The organism is Flavobacterium sp. HSC-32F16 (genome assembly GCF_024171645.1).
Taxonomy (GTDB): domain Bacteria; phylum Bacteroidota; class Bacteroidia; order Flavobacteriales; family Flavobacteriaceae; genus Flavobacterium.
In genome coordinates, this window is the sequence record NZ_JALKAC010000001.1 from 1,304,486 (window position 1) to 1,323,305 (window position 18,820).

Below are 18,820 nucleotides of genomic sequence, written 5' to 3' on the forward strand. Positions count from 1 at the left end.
TAAACTTTTTATTAAGTTTTTGTTAAAAAATAGTAATTTTATAAAAATTTACAACAAAAAACAAACCAAAAAACCAATAACCATGAAAAAGATTGCATTATTTTTATTGATGCTGAATTCAGCATTTCTTTTTGCGCAGAAAGAAGCATCCGGTGTCGTCAAAGACAAGACAGGATCACCGCTTCCGGGAGTTAATATTGTCGAAAAGGGAACCTCAAACGGTGTTTCAACCGATTTTGAAGGAGGTTTTAAAATAAAAGTGAAAGATGGAGCCACATTAATTTTTAGTTATGTTGGTTTTGCCACAGTCGAAAAAACAGCTTCAGAAAAGATGAGTATTGTTTTAGACGAAAGCGGCGGACAAATCTTAAGCGACGTTGTTGTCATAGGATCCAGAAATACGAAAAGAACCGTTGTAAATTCTGCCGTTCCTATTGATGTAATTAATGTAAAAGAAGTTACAACACAAAGTGGAAAAATTGAAATTAATCAATTACTGCAATATGTAGCACCGTCTTTTAATGCAAACAAACAATCTGGTTCTGATGGCGCTGACCACGTTGATCCTGCATCATTAAGAGGTATGGGTCCTGACCAGACTTTAGTTTTAATTAATGGAAAAAGAAGACACCAGTCGTCTTTAATTAACTTATTTGGAACTCGCGGACGCGGCAATACAGGTACGGATTTAAATGCAATTCCGGCAGCTTCAATCAAAAGAATTGAAATCCTGCGTGACGGTGCAGCGGCTCAATACGGTTCTGATGCGATTGCGGGAGTTATTAATATTGTAACCAACGACAATGTAAACGAACTTACAGGTTCTATTACCTACGGAGTTTTTAATACCAATGCAAAAGGCGATTTCCTGCCGGGAACTCCAAATACAAAAGGATACAGATTAGATCAGAATGGAAACGGAAATTCATACGGAAAAGATCAGGATTTTGACGGAGGATCTGTTAGAATTGCTGCCAATTACGGTGTTGCATTAGGAACCAAAGGCGGTTATGCGAATTTTACGGGAGAGTTTTTAAACAAAAATAAAACATTAAGACCTGCTTATGATTTTAGAAAAGGTTTTGGTGATGCCGAAATGCAAGGCGTAAACTTGTTTGCTAATTTTGCTGTTCCTCTTGCTGATAAAACTGAGTTTTATGCTTTTGGAGGAAGCAATTTTAGAGATACTGATGCCTATGCTTTTACCAGAAATGATGGAGAAAGAGTTGTAGAATCGGTTTATCCGGGAGGTTATACCCCAAGAATTACTTCAAAAATCAATGATAATTCGGTTGCTGCAGGAATTAGAACAGAATCTGGCGGAGGATGGAAATTTGATCTAAGTAATACTTTTGGAATGAATAAATTTCAATATGATATTAAAGGAACCATAAATGCTTCGCTTGAAGAAAAATCACCGCTTGAATTTGATGCAGGAGGGCACAGCTTACTTCAAAACACAACTAATTTTGATATTTCTAAAAACTACGACAGTGTTCTAAACGGTTTCAATATAGCTTTTGGTACTGAATTTAGAGTTGAAAAATTTGAAATTTTTGCCGGAGAAGAAGGTTCTTACACTACGTATGACACAAACGGCGTGCCTATTACCGATCCAACAACGCAAAGCGCACCAACGGTTCCAAATCCAGATTACGATCCTTCAGACCCCGACTCTTCCCCTACAATTCCAAGACCTGGAAGTTCTCAAGGTTTTCCGGGTTACAGTCCTGCAAATGAAGTTAATAAAAGCCGTACCAACTTTTCATTATATGCCGATGGTGAATTAGATGTTACCGAAGCTTTTATGGTGAGCGCAGCAGTTCGTTTTGAAAATTACAGTGATTTTGGAAGTACTGTAAACGGAAAATTAGCCTCTAGGTTAAAACTTGGCGATCACTTTAATTTAAGAGGCTCTGTAAGTACAGGATTCCGCGCGCCGTCTTTGGCACAAATTTATTATAATTTACGTTTCACCAACTTTAACTCCAGCGGTGCAACCGAAGTTTTATTAGCCCCAAATGACAGCGAGGTTACAAGAGCTTTTGGAATTGATAAATTAAATGAAGAAAAAGCAGTAAATGCTTCTTTGGGTTTCACGGCTTCATTTGGAGATTTCACTGCAACTGTTGACGGGTATTATATTCAGGTAAAGGATCGTATCGTTCTTACCGGATATTTTGATGCAGAACCTTTAAACTTAGGAGTTTCAGAAGCGCAGTTTTTTGCTAATGGAGTCGATACCAGCACTCATGGTTTAGACTTGGTTTTATCGTGGAAGAAAACATTTGATTTTGGACAATTGAATGCCACTTTAGTAGGAAACATCAATGATATGAAAATTGACAAAGTAAAAAATGGTGCTTTAGATGAAGCTACTTTTTTTGGAAAACGTGAAAAAGCCTTTTTATTGGCTTCGGCACCAGACAGTAAATTTGGATTAAACTTAAATTATTCTAAAAATAAATTTGATGCCGGATTAGCCTTTACACGTTTCAGTAAAGTAGTTCTGGTTGATTATGCTGATGAAGACGACGTTTACAACCCAAGATTAGTAACCGATTTAACATTGGGATATCAATTAAGCAAAAGCTTAAAATTAAGCATTGGAAGCAATAACCTATTTAATGTGTATCCAACCAAACAAGATGAACAAGGAAACACCGAAGCTGGTGGTTATTGGGATGCTGTACAAATGGGTTTCAGCGGTGCATATTACTATGCCAGACTTGGATTTAATTTTTAATCACGAGATTTATATAAAAAACAAAAAATCCTGAACAATAGTTCAGGATTTTTTTATACTAAAAAGACATTTTACATCTTATATTTCACAAAAAAAATTGACAATTACATCTTAAATTCCAGCGAGCTTACAATCGCTTTTTCTTCATCTGTAGCAACAAAACCAGAAATATCCCAGTAATTAGTCAAAATCTTATTCTTTTTATTAAAAAGCGATTTCTCTTTAAAAACATCACTTTCACTATAAGTAAAATTTTGTCGGTTAAAATTGGTTGTCGTAAAACTATTACGAACCTGAATTTTTTTAACCTCTTCTTTTAAAATCAAATTATAAGCGATTTCTTCATTTGAATTCAGCAGATAATAATCCTCTCCGTCTAACCTATAATCTACTTTTATAAAAGATCTTGTAATATTCTTTGAGTTTTCAGTTGTTTTTTCCACAACTTTATCAAGATTCTGTGGTGTTATATCAATTGTAAATTCAACAATAAGTTTCTTTTCGGGATCGTAAATAATTTCAAAATTATCAATAGCCTCTTTTGCTTTGTCAAAAGGCGTAATTGTCATTACATAATAATCTTTGTTTTTAGCGTGGCCTCTTATAATAAAGTCATATTCTTTTTTTGCTTTTGGATCTAAAAGCGGATCAAAGTATTTAAAATCAGAATAATTCTTCATTATATTATTCAAATCATAACCTTTTAAATCTGTACTTACATCAGTCTCCAACAAACCATACGATCTGTTTTGCTCTACCAAAAGTGTTGTAGAAGGTTTTCCTGAAAACTGAAAATTAACCAGACCGTCATTATAATAAGAGTATTTATTATCAAGCATAAAAAATTCTCTTACATACACTTTCAACCTATATGATGAAGCTAGTTTATCTGCCGAGTTTGAAACTATTTTTTGCAGTACTTTTTGCGGAGATTGCTTAGACAATACGATTTCGTCCAGTTTGTTGTTTTTATTATTCAGATAAACAACAAAACCATTTTCTTTTAAAGAAGCCCATCGAATCGTTAAATCTTCGTAATTAGTTTCAGAAATCTGAACATTTGAAGCGCCGTTTAATATAAAAGTAACTTTACCATCTTTGTTACTCGATAAAATCTGTTTTGTTTTTAAAATTTCGACAGTCACATTTTCAATAGGTAATAAAGTTTCTATATCCTTTACAATTATAGAATATTCCTCATTTTGCGAAAAAACGCTAACACTAGACAAAACAAAAAATAAAAGTATGCTTTTCCTCATAAGCTTGTTAAATTTTCAACTAAAGTATTATTTTTTTAACAATAAAGCAACCCCTAAAAAAATAAAACATTCGTTGTCAATAAATTAACTTTAACAAATACCTGATATCAGGGTAAAAAAAATCCCGAGTAAAAACTCGGGATTTCTATATTTTTAATCAAAAAGTTTTATTCGTCACCATGCAGAAACGCTTGTCTGTTTAACAAAGTTTCGTCATCTTCTACGTGATTATCATCCGGCACACAACAATCAACAGGACAAACAGCAGCACATTGAGGTTCATCATGAAAACCTTTACACTCTGTACATTTTCCAGGAACAATATAATAAATTTCATCAGAAATTGGAGTCTGCGCATCATCAGCGTCAACTTCAGTTCCGTCAGGTAAAATTACAGTTCCCTTAAGGCTTGTTCCGTCTTTATATCTCCAATCATCTGCTCCTTCGTATATTGCTGTATTTGGGCATTCTGGTTCACAAGCCCCACAGTTTATGCATTCGTCAGTTATAATTATTGCCATCTTTTATTAATCTTAAAGTTAAAAGTCTAAAAGTTCTAAAGTCAAAATAAAGACAAGTCTAGCTTTTGGCCTGATGACTTTTGACTTTCGACTTAATTATGCTTATTTTTGTGCAAAATTACAATCAAAACAATTCATAAACAAACATTATGACATTAGAAACAAAAAAAAGTGTTTTTGTTGAATTAGGAAAATTTTTAAGCCAGTTTTCTGAAAAGCAATCCGAGAAAAAATCTGGTGTCTTATATAATGATATCTTTTTTGATGATTTCGAAAAACTTATTCATCTATCGCAGTCACACAACGGATGGTACACGCCTGAACAAGTATATTTTGCAATAAAATCCTGGGCTGAGGCTCTAACAGACGAAAACATTGAAAAATGGCTTTCAAAATATACTGCAGACTTTGCTCAAAACGACCGAAAAGAAAAAACCGTTGCGTTAATTCTGGCAGGAAATATTCCGCTTGTAGGTTTTCATGATTTTCTTTCGGTTTTAATTACCGGAAACAAGGCAGTAATAAAAACTTCATCAAACGATCAGCATTTACTACCCTTTTTAGCCAAATATTTAATTGCAGTTGATGAAAGTTTAAAAGATAAGATCACTTTCGTAGATGGAAAACTCGAAAACTTTGATACCGTAATTGCCACAGGAAGTAACAATACAGCTCGATACTTCGAATATTATTTTAAAGATAAACCTTCGATTATTCGTAAAAACAGAAATTCGACAGCCGTTTTAAACGGAAAAGAATCTCACGAACAATTAGAGGCTTTGGGCGAGGATATTTTTAGATATTTTGGTTTAGGATGCCGAAATGTTTCTAAACTTTTTGTCCCGAAAGGATATTCTTTCGATGCCTTTTTTCAGGCGATTTTTAAATATCAGGACGTTATTCATTATGAAAAATACGCTAATAATTACGATTATAATAAAGCGGTTTTTTTAATGAGTAATTTCAAACTTACTGACAATGGTTTTATAACTTTAAAAGAAGACTCAAGCTACGCCTCGCCTATCTCGAGCGTTTTCTTTGAATACTACGAAAACCTTGAAGATTTAAAATCACGCCTTAAAACCGATGAAGAGCAAATTCAATGCATTGTCAGCAATAATTTGATTGAAAATAGTGTTTCATTTGGACAGACCCAAAATCCTCAATTGTGGGATTATGCAGATAACGTTGATACTATAACGTTTTTGTTAACAACAAAGTAAAAAAATGTTTAATTATTTCGAATTATTTATCGCTTTTTCAGCTCCTATTACCGAAATTTGCATCTTTAATTTTTTCGACAAATTTTTCGACTATTAACAACAACCATGAAAAAACACAACTACAGCGCAGGACCAAGTATTTTACCTCAGGAAGTTTTTGAAAAAGCATCAAAAGCAGTTTTAAATTTTAATGATTCAGGATTATCTATTCTTGAAATTTCGCACCGAAGCAAAGATTTTGTGGCTGTTATGGATGAAGCTCGTTCGCTGGCTTTAGAATTATTAGGACTTGAAGGAAAAGGATATCAGGCTTTGTTTTTACAAGGTGGTGCAAGCACGGCATTCTTGATGGCTCCTTACAACTTATTGAAAGAAAACGGAAAAGCGGCTTATTTAGATTCTGGAACGTGGGCAGCTGCAGCTATTAAAGAAGCTAAACTTTTTGGAGAAACTATTGTTGTAGCTTCTTCAAAAGATGATAATTATACACATATTCCAAAAGGTTACGAAATTCCAGCAGATGCTGATTATTTTCACTGTACAAGTAACAATACCATTTTTGGAACTCAAATGCATGAATTCCCGTCGACTAACATTCCAGTAGTGTGCGACATGAGTTCTGATATTTTCTCTCGTGAATTAGATTTCTCTAAATTTGACTTAATCTATGCCGGTGCTCAAAAAAACATGGGACCTGCAGGAACAACTCTTGTTGTGGTTAAAGAAGAAATTTTAGGGAAAAACGGAAGAGCAATTCCTAGTATGTTAGATTATGCTAAACATATCAAAGCAGAAAGTATGTACAATACACCTTCTGTATTTGCAGTTTATGTTTCATTACTAACATTACAATGGATTAAAGCTAAAGGCGGAGTTGCTGCTGTTGAAAAATTAAACAATGCAAAAGCTGATTTACTTTATACAGAAATCGACAGAAACCCATTATTTAAAGGTGCAGCTGCTGTAGAAGATCGTTCTAAAATGAACGTTACTTTCTTATTAAACAACCCAGAGCATACAGAAACTTTTGACGCTTTATGGAAAGCAGCTGGAATTTCTGGATTACCAGGACACCGTTCTGTTGGCGGTTACAGAGCTTCTATTTACAACGCTATGCCTATCGAAAGTGTTCAGGTTTTAGTTGATGTAATGAAAGCACTTGAAAGTAAAGTTTAGTTTTCAGTCTCAGTTTTCAGTTAACAAATACCCAAAAAGAAAAACTATAATAGTTGGTTCATCGATTAAACAATTAAACGTATAAACGATTAAATAGTTAAACCGATTTACCAAATAAACAAAATATCACAAAAATGAAAGTATTAGCCAATGACGGAATTTCTAAAAGTGGAATTCTAGCCTTAGAAAAAGGTGGATTTGAAGTTATAACTACAAAAGTAGCTCAGGAACAAGTAGCTAACTTTATTAATGAAAATAATGTAGACGTAATTTTAGTGCGCAGCGCAACTAAAGTTCGTAAAGATATTATCGACGCTTGTCCTGGTATCAAAATCATCGGTCGTGGTGGTGTTGGTATGGATAACATCGATGTTGATTATGCTAAAAGCAAAGGAATTCACGTAATTAACACTCCGGCTTCATCTTCAGAATCTGTTGCTGAATTGGTGTTTGGACACTTATTTTCTGGTGTTCGTTTCTTACATGACTCAAACAGAAACATGCCTCTTGAAGGAGATTCAAACTTTGACGGTTTGAAAAAAGCATACGCAAACGGAGTTGAATTAAGAGGAAAAACTTTAGGAATTGTTGGTATTGGCCGTATCGGACAAGCTACAGCAAAAATGGCTCTTGGTTTAGGAATGAAAGTTATCGCTGCAGATAGTTTTATTCCGCAAGTAGATGTAAAAGTTGAATTTTTCGACGGACAATCTATTACAACTACAATTGTTTCTCAATCTTTAGAATCTTTATTTAAAGAGTCTGATTTCATTACATTACACGTTCCTGCTCAAGATGGTTACATCATTGGAGAAAAAGAATTTGAACTTTTGAAAGACGGAGTTGGAATCGTAAACTGTGCACGCGGCGGTGTTATTGATGAAGTAGCTTTAGTAAAAGCTTTAGATTCAGGAAAAGTTGCTTTTGCAGGTTTAGACGTTTTTGAAAGCGAACCAAAACCAGAAATGGCAATTTTAATGCACTCTAAAATATCATTAACTCCTCACATTGGAGCGGCAACGGGAGAAGCACAAGATAGAATTGGTACTGAATTAGCTTCACAAATCATTACTTTGTTAAGTTAAGAAGTAAAAAATATAGTATCAGCTAAGGGATTTATTACTTTATTGTAGTAAATCCCTTTTCTTTTTAATTAATTTTGAAGACAAGATTGTATTTATGAAAATTAATAAAAAAACTTCTCTCAGTAAATGGATCATTCTTTTGATACTGCTTACAAGTGCAATTATCTTATTCTCTTCTAATATCTTAACCAACATATTTTCTCTTATTATCGAAAAAGAGTATTTTATTCCAGAGCAGTCTTCCATTTTTACTTTTAAAGAAACTGTAAAAAATGATGGTTCAAGTGATGTATGGAGATATGGAGAAGATTGTACTAATTATTATTACAATCTAAGCACATTTAAGAATGATGTACTATTTTTTCCTAAAAAGAAAATTAATAATTGCCCCGGATTTAATCCTGAAAACATAACCACTTGGTGCGGAATAAAAATACCAAAAACTATTTTTACTACTGACTCCTATTTAAAGTCCAATAAGTAAATAACAAAACATCCAAAAAAAGATAACAATCTATAAATAAATCATTTACAAAATATTTATTAGTATGGTTTATTAAATCAATTCCTTTTTTTAACTAAATTTGATTTCTAATCCCTAATTTATCAAAATCATGTTTGAACAATTAACCCAATTAGTAAAACAATACGGAGGCGATGCTGTTGTAAACAATAACGCTGTCCCAAACGAACATAATGAAGCCGTAATAAGCGAAACAAGCAATTCTATTTTTGAAGGTTTAAAGAAAATCGCTTCTGAAGGCGGAGGCGAAAAACTTGCCGGATTATTTAATGGAGATTCTCCTATCGACAATTCGAATCCTGTAGTACAGCAAATTTCACAGCAGCTTTCTGGAAGTTTAGGAGAAAAATTTGGTTTAAGCAGCACCGATTCTTCTGGAGTAGCTTCAAACTTAATTCCGCAGATTTTAGGTTCATTGGTTAATAAAGCAAAAGATCCTAACGACAGCAGTTTTCAAATTTCGGATATAATCAATTCGATTGCAGGAAACAGCACACAAGCATCTGGAATTATGGATACGATTTCAAAATACGGAGTCCAATTTGGACTAGACCAAAACAACGACGGAAAGCTTGACGTTGCCGATGTTCTTGTCGTTACAAAAAGTAAAGGTGGGATTGCTGGATTTATTGGAAAATTGTTTGGAAGTAAATAAAGATGCTGAGATACTAAGTTGTAAATATTTAGAGCCGTTTATGTTATAAACGGCTTTTTTATTGTTCTAAAACAAAAAACTCAGAATCTTAGCATCTTTAGAACCTTAGTATCTTAAAAAAAACGTAACTTTAAGGTTATGAAAAAGTGTGTATTAATATTACTCTTATTGCTAATCATAATTGCTTGTTCTACAACTTCGCAGAGTATAGCAAATTCAGATACTCCTGCAGCTAAAAAAACAAATGATACGGTTAGAATTGCAAATGATTCTCTGGAATATGAAGTAATAATTATCGATAATGGTTTTAGCACCTGGCTAGCATCAAGAGCCTATCCAAGAAATTATTATTCATTACAATATCTCGAAAATAAAAATAATCTATATGTGACAGAATGGAATAGCCGCGTTTTACAACCACAGCGTTACAGTCCTAATTTATATGAAATGTCAATTGATTATCGTCCTGATATTCGTTACGGTTATGAAGTAAATTACTTAATCTATAATTACATGATTTATTTTCAAAATACTTACAAACAAAAGCTTTGGGGTAACGTTCCTTCAAGATAATGTTACTATATTTGTAATCATTACAAATAGCAATGAATAGATTAAAAAAACGTTGGGGAATTACCTCAAATTTACAAGCCATTATTATACTTATTGTTTTTGCCATCACAGGATCGGCTTCTGCTTGGCTGTCTAAACCATTCTGCGTTTGGCTGGGTATTACCAAAGAAGATTTTGGCGGCTGGTTTACCTTAATTCGTCTAATAATTATTTTTCCTATTTATCAGGTTTTACTGGTGGCAATTGGAACCATTTTTGGGCAGTTTAAATTCTTTTGGAACTTCGAAAAGAAAATGCTTAAAAATATGGGATTAGGATTTTTGTTTAAAGATCAAACTTCCTGATTTTCCCTTGAGAAAAAATAAGTATAAATCCATGTCAGTGTAAAAGACGGAATCACATCCGTAAACGGAATAATCTCTTCAAGAAAAGTCAAAACTCCGGCTACTTTTCCTACTCTGCCTTTATACATTCTGGTCATTATAATACCAGCAATTGGCGCCCAGATCACATCTGAAAATTCTCCAAGAAGCGGAATCGAAAAAGAAATCATACCAATTCCGTCCAAAATTAAACCAATTATTAATTTTGACATTCTATTATCTTCTACAACCTTTAAGTCCTGCATTTTAAGTCTTATTTGAGTTTATCCGAAATTAAATATAATTCAGGAAAGTAGTTTTATTTCTTTATTAAATTTAATTTCTAAATTACCACCTTCCTACTTATTTTTTGTAACTGCAAATAACGCACCAAAATCTCCATCGGTTTGAATCCATTTTTGAGAAGGAAGATAAGCGCGCGATACAAATCCATCAAGATACAGAGCATTTTTACATCCCAAACCTTTAAAATAATTGGCAAAATCATAAAAATTGACTTCTTTCTTAGACAACACAAAAACTATATTTCCGTTAGGTAAAATACCTACTCCGTTTCTAATATTCAGATTTTTTGACCCTTCTTTAAAAGCAGAATGAATCTGACCATCAATAACCAGCATTGGGCCAGATTGTGTTGCAAACTCAATTTCCTTATTATTCTTAAACCTTTCTGTCGTACAAATTAACGCAGTTTTTTTGGTTGTGATAAAAAATACACCATTGGGCTTCAAATAAAAATTACCTTCGGCTGCTGCAGTATCCAAAGGAGACAATACTTTTTGTTTTTCAATATAAAGACCTTGCGGAGAACGATCTGTTTTATACATTCCTGCATTCATAACAAAATCTACTTTGAGATTCTTTTCAGATGACCAAAGTTTAAAATTCTCAATACTCCCAAATCGGTTTCCTTTATCATCTTTCCAAAACAATCTTAAATTTTGTTTTTTAATATCAACTTTATAAGTTAAAAACAAATCATCAGAATATTGTTCAGCGCCAATAAAAACAACTGTAAGTCCAATTATAAATGAAAACAGAACTACTTTTAATCTCATTTTTTCAATATTAAGGTTCTCAAAAGTAAACACAAATAACTTCATAAAATTCTGTTACAACACATTTTTATATCGATAGATTCTTCGTTTCTTTGTAAAAACAGTTTCACTAAATGATACACGCAAAAAACATACATAAATTCTACGATAAACTTGAGGTTTTAAAAGGAGTTGATTTACATATTAAAAAAGGCGAAATTGTTTCTATCGTTGGCGCTTCCGGAGCCGGAAAAACCACTTTACTGCAAATTTTAGGAACGCTGGATAAACCCGAAAGAAATTCAGATTCATCTTTAACCATAAATGGCAAGAATATTTTAAACCTGCAGGATATAGAAAATGACAATTCAAAACAGGAAAGAACATTTAAAATTATAACCTGGACCGGATCTGTTTACATTGTAATTCTGGCTGTTTATTTATTGTTTTTTAGAACTAAAGTCTTCGATGATACCTTGCGTTTAGTAGTGGTTGCTGCTTTATTTTTACCTATAATTTCAATGCTTGTTTACTATATCAAATATTTTAGAAAGAAAAGTAAACAAGACAAAATACTATCTGATTTTAGAAATTTAAACCTCGGATTCATTTTCCAGTTTCATCAGTTACTGCCTGAATTTACAGCTTTAGAAAACGTTTGTATTCCCGCTTTTATGGCCAATAAACCAAAAGCAGAAACCGAAAAAGAGGCAAAAAAAATCTTAGATTATTTAGGTTTATCACACAGAATCAATCACAAACCAAACGAGCTTTCGGGCGGAGAACAGCAGCGTGTTGCTGTTGCAAGAGCTTTAATCAACAAACCCGATGTTATTTTTGCCGATGAGCCATCTGGAAATCTGGATACACATTCTGCCGAAAACCTGCATCAACTGTTTTTTCAGCTTCGCGACGAATTTGGACAGACATTTGTAATCGTAACCCACAACGAAGAACTAGCCAATATGGCCGACAGAAAATTAGTTATGGTCGATGGCCAGATTAGTAATTAAGCATTCGCTTCAAAATGAATCAAAAAGAACTTAAAGAATTTCTCGACGAGAAAGTCATTCAATATAACAATCAGGATTTTATCGAAAGCGATCCCGTGCAGATCCCGCATTTATTTTCTCAAAAAGAAGATATTGAAATCGCCGGATTCCTTAGCGCTTCAATCGCTTGGGGAAACCGTAAAATGATCATCAAGAATTCACATAAAATGATGGAATTAATGGGCAATGCGCCTTACGATTTTGTAATGTCACATTCTGAAGATAATTTAGCCGATTTAGAAACTTTCGTTCACCGAACTTTCAACGGAAAAGATTTCGGCGGATTCATTAAAGGTTTACAACACATCTACAAAAACCATAACGGACTAGAAGCAGTATTTGCCAAAAATCAGGAAAAAGACAGCTTACAAAAAAGCATAAGTGAATTCAAAAAGGTCTTTTTCGAAATTGACCATTTAGCCCGAACTCAAAAACACATTTCAGATCCGCTGAATAATTCGGCTGCAAAACGTATCAATATGTATTTACGCTGGATGGTTCGTCAAGACACAAAAGGTGTCGATTTAGGAATCTGGAAAACCATTTCTCCAGCCGTATTATCTTGTCCACTCGATGTCCATTCTGGAAATGTAGCCAGAAAACTAGGCATTTTAGAGCGAAAACAAAACGACGCAAAAGCATTAGCCGAATTAGACAAAAAACTTCGTAAAATGGACGCTGCAGATCCTGTAAAATACGATTTTGCTTTGTTTGGCCTGGGTGTTTTTGAAGGATTTTAAATCATTTTACAAATCAAGAATATTAAATTGGTTATCAGCACTTTTTGTTTTATTTTATTTGCTCTAAATGCAAATAAGTCCAATCAAAATAATCTTTCCCTAAATCATTTTTCCAGCCTTCTGATTTATAATATTCGTAAATAAATTCGTGATCCGTTAAATATGAATGTTCTCCCAATTTTGCTTTTTTAAGTGATTCAATAGCTGAATGAGCAACTCCAAAATTATCTGCAACATAAATTCTATCTATTGGCGGTGAATTGTCCCCGTTAGACTGATAATAAAAATATTTTTCATAAAAAGACAACTCTAATTGCCCATTCTTAAATTTAGCTAACCTTCCTTCTCCATCTGTTGACTGATAATATCCTAATAGAATTTCTGATTCCAGTTCTTTTGAAATACGTCTTAAAATCTCATCATAAAAATATAAGTTCCCATTAAAATCAAACTCAACTTCAACCCAATCCTTGTTTTGGTTTTGAGACACTATTATCGTTATATTTCTTTCAACAGAAGAGTTTTCTTCATGAGGCAAATTATAAAACCATTCTTTTCTAGTGTCCAGCCATATCTCTCTGCCAATGGGTAAATATTTTTTTAACCTGCCAATTACAGCGTTTAAATCTTTACATTTAATATTAGTTTGCGAAAAAGTACCCATTGCTATTTTTTGTTAAGTATCAATTTAAAACTTCTTTTTTGAATCACATTCAATTAATTTCAGTTTAATTTTTCAAAAATATCCAAAAAAAATTAAAACCTTATTTTTAGTTTATTACTGCTTTTTAGAATGTAAACAAAGATAAACAGGATTATTATTTAGCATCTTAAAAATTGAAGATCAAACAATTAAACAACAAAATCAGGAGATGATTTGAAAAATTTAGTGATCTAACCGTCATTTTAACGTACATTTGCACAAAATTTAATGCAAATGAGCACTTTCGAAAAATTCAATCTTCCAAAATCATTACAAAAAGCTGTTGACGAATTAGGATTTGTTACGCCTACTCCAATTCAGGAAAAATCTTTCTCTGTAATCATGTCTGGACGAGATATGATGGGAATTGCGCAAACCGGTACAGGTAAAACATTTGCCTATTTACTGCCTCTTTTAAAACTTTACAAATTTACAAACACCAATACGCCAAAGATCGTTGTTCTTGTTCCAACCCGCGAATTAGTCGTTCAGGTTGTAGAAGAAGTAGAAAAATTAACCGCATATATGTCGGTTAAAACATTGGGAATTTATGGTGGAGTAAACATCAATACACAAAAAAAAGCCGTTTACGAAGGTGTAGATATTTTAGTTGGAACTCCCGGTCGTACAATGGATTTAGCGCTTGACGCTGTTGTTCGTTTTGACGAAACACAAAAATTAGTAATCGACGAATTTGACGAAATGCTGAATTTAGGTTTCAGACCACAGCTGACATCCCTTTTGGCGATGATGAAAACCAAACGTCAAAATATATTGTTCTCTGCAACGATGACAGATGAAGTTGATGATATATTAAACGACTATTTTGATTTTCCGGAAGAAGTTACGCTTGCAGCATCTGGAACACCGCTTGAAAAAATTACGCAGATTACATATAACGTACCGAATTTCAATACAAAAGTAAACCTGTTAAAACATTTATTGCAAAACAACGAAAGCATGGATCGTGTTTTGGTTTTCGTAAACAATAAAAAGATTTCAGATATGCTTCACACACGTATTGAAGAAGATTTTGAAGGTCAGTTTGGCGTAATTCACTCAAACAAGTCTCAAAATTACCGTTTGAGTACAATGGCCGAATTTCAGGAAGGAAATCTTCGCGGCTTAATTACAACTGATATTATGGCGAGAGGTTTGGATATTTCTAATATCTCGCACGTAATCAACTTCGAACTTCCGGAAGAACCTGAATTGTATATGCACAGAATTGGTCGTACCGGTCGTGCAGACGCTACGGGAACGGCAATTAGTTTTGTAACTCCAAGAGAAGAAGAATTTAAAATTGAAGTTGAAGTTTTAATGAACCTTGAACTCGATATAACTGATTTTCCTGAAGAAGTTGAAATTTCATCAAAATTAATCGAGCCTGAAAAAGACAAACAGCCTATTAAGTTTTTAATGAAAAAAGTAAAACTCGAAGGAGACGGAGCTTTTCATGAAAAATCTAAAAAGAACAAAAAAATCAATTTAGGAGGCCCTTCTAAAACAAAAAAGAAAACCCATGGTTCTGTCAATCGAAATATGTTAAAAACGAGAGATAAGAAGAGGAAAGATGGGAATAAATAAGGTGCTAAGGTTCTAAGGGACTGAGGTTCTAAGTTTTTTAAAAAATTTAAAGGCTCAAATATTCAAAGAATATTTGAGCCTTTTTTCTTAGTGCCTTAGTATCTTAGAACCTTAGCAACTTAAATTAAATTTTCGTAAAAACCAACCCTACAGGCGAACACAATTGAATTCGTTTTCCTGTATCTGTAATTTTTCCTGTTGCGATATCCCTTTTAAAAATAACAATATCGTTTGTATATTGATGACCAACTAAAAGATAATTTCCTGTTGGGTCAATAGAAAAATCTCTTGGACCTTTTCCTAAAGTACTTTGTTGTTCTACTAATTCTATAGTTCCGTTTTTAAGGATTTTATAAACCGAAATCGCATTGGCATCTACACGATCAGAAACATATAAAAAGTTTCCGTCAGGTGATATTTTTATAGCTGCAGCGCCAGTTCCGCCTTTAAAATCTTTTGGCAAAATACTGGTTTCAGCAATTACTTTTAAACTTCCGGTTTTATCATAGCTGAAAGTTGTCAGCGTACCATCTAATTCCTGAACTAGATAAATAAATTTTCCATCTTTGCTAAAAGTCAAATGTCTTGGGCCACTTCCCGGTTTAACATCAACACTTCCTTTTAAAGTTAAAATTTCATTTTTAGACGCAGGATTATATTTGTAAATAAACACTTTATCTAAACCTAAATCATTAGAAAGTACAAACTTTTTATCCGGAGAAAAAGCAACCATGTGTACGTGAGCCTTTTCCTGACGCGCCGCGTTTGGCCCTTTTCCTTCGTGCTGAATTAATTGCTGTACTTCAGAAATGCTTCCGTCAGTATTCTTTTTATAAACAACAATACTTCCGCCAGAATAATTAGCAGCGATTACATTTTTGTCGTCATTTATTAAATGACAAGGATCGGCTCCTAAAGCATCATTTTTATTCAAAAAATTAATTTTTCCTGCTGCAGAATCATAACCAAATGCACTTACGGTACTATGAGTTCCGTTTTCATTTACGGCATAAATAAATTTATTATCTGCCGAAACAGACAAATAACTTGGACTTACAACATTTTCTGAAGAATTTTTCAATTTAAAATCACCCGAATTTGCATCAAATTCGTAAACATAAATTCCGTTACTCTGGCAGGTATTGGTATAAGTACCAACCAAAAGATTAAATTTATTTTGAGCTTTTGCAGTTGTGACTACCAAAGCTGAAAATAATACTAGATATATTTTTTTCATAGTTAGTTTTTTGAATATGCTAAAATAAGGAATAATATCTTTTACATCATTACAAATGAAACCAGAAAAGTTACATTTTTGAAAAAGGTTTTTTCACCATATAAGTGATATAAGTTCATTTTAGAACACTTAAATATTTTTTACTTATAATCTCTTACATGAACTTATATGGTTCAACCAAAAAATTTGTATTTTTGACCAGCATCTTCGCGAAAAATAAAAGTAGCGAAGTAAATCGAAGCCAGAATGCATTTTAAACACCCCGAAATTCTATACTTTCTTTTTTTATTGATTGTTCCAATTTTGGTTCATTTATTTCAATTACGAAGATTTAAAACTTCTTATTTTACAAATGTTCGTTTCCTGAAAGAACTGGCGATTCAAACCCGTAAAAGCTCAAAAATCAAAAAACGATTATTGCTTGCCACTCGTCTTTTATTACTTACGTGTGCTATTATTGCTTTTGCACAGCCTTTTGTTGAGGCTAAAGACAGCAAAAATGCTTCAAACGAAATGTATATTATCTTAGACAATTCGTTTAGTATGCAGGCAAAAGGCAAAAAAGGAGAATTGCTAAAACGCGCCGTTCAGGAATTACTCGAAAACACGCCCGAAACGGCTCAATTTTCATTATTGACAAATACCGAAAATTACTGGAATACCGATATAAAATCATCCAAAACTGCTTTGCAGAATTTAAAATACAGCGCAACGCCTTTTGAACTTTCGTCGATTATGGCAAAAGTAAAAGCGCATAAATCGGCACATAAAAAAGATATTGTTATTATTTCTGATGCCGTTGGTTTGACTGAAAATGATATTAAAAACATTGATTCTGAAGAAAAACCCTATTTCATAATTCCCGAAGCTGAACAAAAAAATAACGTTTCTATTGACAGCGTTTACATCAATCAGACTTTAGAAAATTTCTACGAAATAAGTGTAAATTTATCAGGTTACGGAGAAGATTTTAAACCAATTTCGACTGCTTTATACAACCAAAATAAACTGATTGCCAAAACAATTATCAATTTTGATGCTAAGAAAAAGAAAATCAACTTCACGATTCCAAAAGAAGCTTTCCATGGTTATGTTTCTATTGAAGACAATGGTTTAACTTATGATAACAAGTTGTTTTTCAGTATTTCTAAAAACAAAAAAACAAACGTAATCAGCATTGGCGAACCTGAAAAAAGTAATTTCTTATCGAGAATTTACACTTCTGCCGAATTCAATTATAATAATTATTCTATCAGTTCTTTAGATTATAATAGTTTAGAAAAACAAAACACTATAATATTAAATGAATTAGTTGAAATTCCACAGGCTTTACAAACGACTTTAAAGGCATTTGTTTCTAAAGGTGGAAATCTAGTTGTAATCCCTTCTGAAAAAAGTTCAATTTCAAACCTCAATTCATTTTTAGGGAATTTTGGAAAAGTTCAGTTTAACAATCTTAAAACAGAAAGCAAGTTAATTACCAAAATTAATTTCGATCATCCTTTATTTTCTGGAGTTTTTGAAAATAAAATAACGAATTTCCAATATCCAAAAACAAACAGTTCATTTGATATTTCAAGTCCATATCCGGCGGTTTTATCTTATGAAGATCAAAGTACATTTGTAACGGCAATTCAAAACCCGACGGCTGGAATTACAGTATTCTCAGCACCAATTAATGCAGCAAATTCAAACTTTCAGCAATCACCCTTAATTGTTCCGTTGTTTTATAAAATGGCGCAGAACAATCAAAAAACGGGTGTAAATGCCTTAACAATTGGAAATAATCAACCATATTTTGTGGATGTTTTATTGACAAAAGATGCAATTCTGGAAGTAAAAGGAACTGAAGATTCGTTTATTCCGATTCAGCAGATTTTGAATAATAAAGTCAAATTAACGTTTAATGATTTCCCTGAAACAGCTGGAAATTACAGCGTTTTTGATAAAAAAGAATGGATTGAAAATTTGAGTTTTAATTACAAAAGAACCGAAAGCGATTTGAGTCAGGTAAATACAAATGTAGTTTCTGATTTTAAAACCGCCGATACGATTTCGACCATTTTTAACACCTTACAAACTGAGCGGACTGACAGCCAAATTTGGAAATGGTTTGTTATCTTTGCACTGTTATTTTTAGCATTAGAAATGGCGGTTATAAAATTTGTAAAATAGATTTCTGACTATTCGTTTAGTATGTCATTTCGACCGCAGGGAGAAATCGCACATGCTGAGAACGTACTGAGCGGAAAATTGGATGCGATTTCTCCTTCGTCGAAATGACATGCAAGAATCTTTAACTAAAAAAATAAATTTCTCT

The 18,820-nt window shown here is 32.9% G+C and carries 17 protein-coding genes and 2 pseudogenes; 13 read left to right on the forward strand and 6 right to left on the reverse strand.

What is annotated here, in order from left to right; genetic code table 11:
* Positions 1-82 precede the first annotated feature (82 nt).
* A complete protein-coding gene (locus L1276_RS05745) occupies positions 83-2,746 on the forward strand; it encodes a TonB-dependent receptor (protein ID WP_253786073.1) in 2,664 nt (887 codons plus the stop codon).
* 104 nt (positions 2,747-2,850) lie between these two features.
* On the opposite strand, the gene L1276_RS05750 is transcribed toward L1276_RS05745, so the two are convergent.
* Both L1276_RS05750 and L1276_RS05755 read right to left on the reverse strand, forming a co-directional pair.
* Positions 2,851-4,005 (reverse strand): hypothetical protein, encoded by a 1,155-nt coding sequence (locus tag L1276_RS05750; RefSeq protein ID WP_253786074.1) that lies wholly within the window; start codon positions 4,003-4,005, stop codon positions 2,851-2,853.
* A gap of 167 nt (positions 4,006-4,172) precedes the next feature.
* Complete coding sequence (locus L1276_RS05755; RefSeq protein WP_253786075.1) at positions 4,173-4,526, reverse strand: 4Fe-4S dicluster domain-containing protein; 354 nt, start codon at positions 4,524-4,526, stop codon at positions 4,173-4,175.
* Positions 4,527-4,675: 149 nt separating this feature from the next.
* On the opposite strand from L1276_RS05755, the gene L1276_RS05760 reads away from it, so the two are divergent.
* From L1276_RS05760 to L1276_RS05790, 7 genes are all read left to right on the forward strand, one after another.
* Positions 4,676-5,749 carry an acyl-CoA reductase gene (locus L1276_RS05760; RefSeq protein WP_253786076.1) on the forward strand — a complete coding sequence of 358 codons (1,074 nt, stop codon included), beginning with the start codon at positions 4,676-4,678 and terminating at the stop codon, positions 5,747-5,749.
* A gap of 105 nt (positions 5,750-5,854) precedes the next feature.
* Positions 5,855-6,925, forward strand: a complete 1,071-nt coding sequence (serC, locus tag L1276_RS05765) for a 3-phosphoserine/phosphohydroxythreonine transaminase (protein WP_253786077.1) — start codon at positions 5,855-5,857, stop codon at positions 6,923-6,925.
* Positions 6,926-7,059: 134 nt separating this feature from the next.
* The gene (locus L1276_RS05770) at positions 7,060-8,010 is read left to right on the forward strand and encodes a D-2-hydroxyacid dehydrogenase (protein ID WP_253786078.1); all 951 of its coding nucleotides are present in this window, start codon (positions 7,060-7,062) and stop codon (positions 8,008-8,010) included.
* Between the two features lie 94 nt (positions 8,011-8,104).
* On the forward strand, positions 8,105-8,494 hold the full coding sequence (locus L1276_RS05775) for a hypothetical protein (RefSeq protein ID WP_253786079.1): 390 nt from the start codon (positions 8,105-8,107) through the stop codon (positions 8,492-8,494).
* A 130-nt stretch (positions 8,495-8,624) separates the two neighbouring features.
* Positions 8,625-9,188 carry a hypothetical protein gene (locus L1276_RS05780; RefSeq protein WP_253786080.1) on the forward strand — a complete coding sequence of 188 codons (564 nt, stop codon included), beginning with the start codon at positions 8,625-8,627 and terminating at the stop codon, positions 9,186-9,188.
* A 138-nt stretch (positions 9,189-9,326) separates the two neighbouring features.
* Complete coding sequence (locus L1276_RS05785; RefSeq protein ID WP_253786081.1) at positions 9,327-9,761, forward strand: DUF6146 family protein; 435 nt, start codon at positions 9,327-9,329, stop codon at positions 9,759-9,761.
* Positions 9,762-9,793: 32 nt separating this feature from the next.
* Positions 9,794-10,105, forward strand: a complete 312-nt coding sequence (locus L1276_RS05790; RefSeq protein ID WP_253786082.1) for a DUF6787 family protein — start codon at positions 9,794-9,796, stop codon at positions 10,103-10,105.
* On the opposite strand, the gene L1276_RS05795 is transcribed toward L1276_RS05790, so the two are convergent.
* A complete protein-coding gene (locus L1276_RS05795; RefSeq protein WP_253786083.1) occupies positions 10,093-10,389 on the reverse strand; it encodes a hypothetical protein in 297 nt (98 codons plus the stop codon). The genes L1276_RS05790 and L1276_RS05795 overlap by 13 nt on opposite strands.
* 93 nt (positions 10,390-10,482) lie before the next feature.
* Positions 10,483-11,202 carry a phosphodiester glycosidase family protein gene (locus L1276_RS05800; protein WP_253786084.1) on the reverse strand — a complete coding sequence of 240 codons (720 nt, stop codon included), beginning with the start codon at positions 11,200-11,202 and terminating at the stop codon, positions 10,483-10,485.
* 113 nt (positions 11,203-11,315) lie between these two features.
* Between L1276_RS05800 and L1276_RS25310 the strand changes: the two are divergent.
* The 3 genes and pseudogenes from L1276_RS25310 to L1276_RS05810 form a co-directional block, all read left to right on the forward strand.
* Positions 11,316-11,528: pseudogene (locus L1276_RS25310) on the forward strand (ATP-binding cassette domain-containing protein); the annotation flags it as partial.
* A gap of 216 nt (positions 11,529-11,744) precedes the next feature.
* Positions 11,745-12,194: pseudogene (locus L1276_RS25315) on the forward strand (ABC transporter ATP-binding protein); the annotation flags it as partial.
* 14 nt (positions 12,195-12,208) lie between these two features.
* Positions 12,209-12,973 (forward strand): TIGR02757 family protein, encoded by a 765-nt coding sequence (locus tag L1276_RS05810; protein ID WP_253786086.1) that lies wholly within the window; start codon positions 12,209-12,211, stop codon positions 12,971-12,973.
* A 49-nt stretch (positions 12,974-13,022) separates the two neighbouring features.
* On the opposite strand, the gene L1276_RS05815 is transcribed toward L1276_RS05810, so the two are convergent.
* Complete coding sequence (locus tag L1276_RS05815; protein ID WP_253786087.1) at positions 13,023-13,637, reverse strand: hypothetical protein; 615 nt, start codon at positions 13,635-13,637, stop codon at positions 13,023-13,025.
* 273 nt (positions 13,638-13,910) lie between these two features.
* Between L1276_RS05815 and L1276_RS05820 the strand changes: the two genes are divergently transcribed.
* Positions 13,911-15,263, forward strand: coding sequence for a DEAD/DEAH box helicase (locus tag L1276_RS05820; protein WP_253786088.1), 1,353 nt, complete (start codon positions 13,911-13,913; stop codon positions 15,261-15,263).
* Positions 15,264-15,387: 124 nt separating this feature from the next.
* Here the strand turns inward: L1276_RS05820 and L1276_RS05825 are convergent, their stop codons facing one another.
* Entirely contained in the window at positions 15,388-16,500 is a 1,113-nt protein-coding gene (locus L1276_RS05825; RefSeq protein ID WP_253786089.1) for a lactonase family protein, read from the reverse strand.
* Positions 16,501-16,746: 246 nt separating this feature from the next.
* On the opposite strand from L1276_RS05825, the gene L1276_RS05830 reads away from it, so the two are divergent.
* Positions 16,747-18,675 (forward strand): BatA and WFA domain-containing protein, encoded by a 1,929-nt coding sequence (locus L1276_RS05830; RefSeq protein WP_253786090.1) that lies wholly within the window; start codon positions 16,747-16,749, stop codon positions 18,673-18,675.
* Positions 18,676-18,820: the final 145 nt, after the last annotated feature.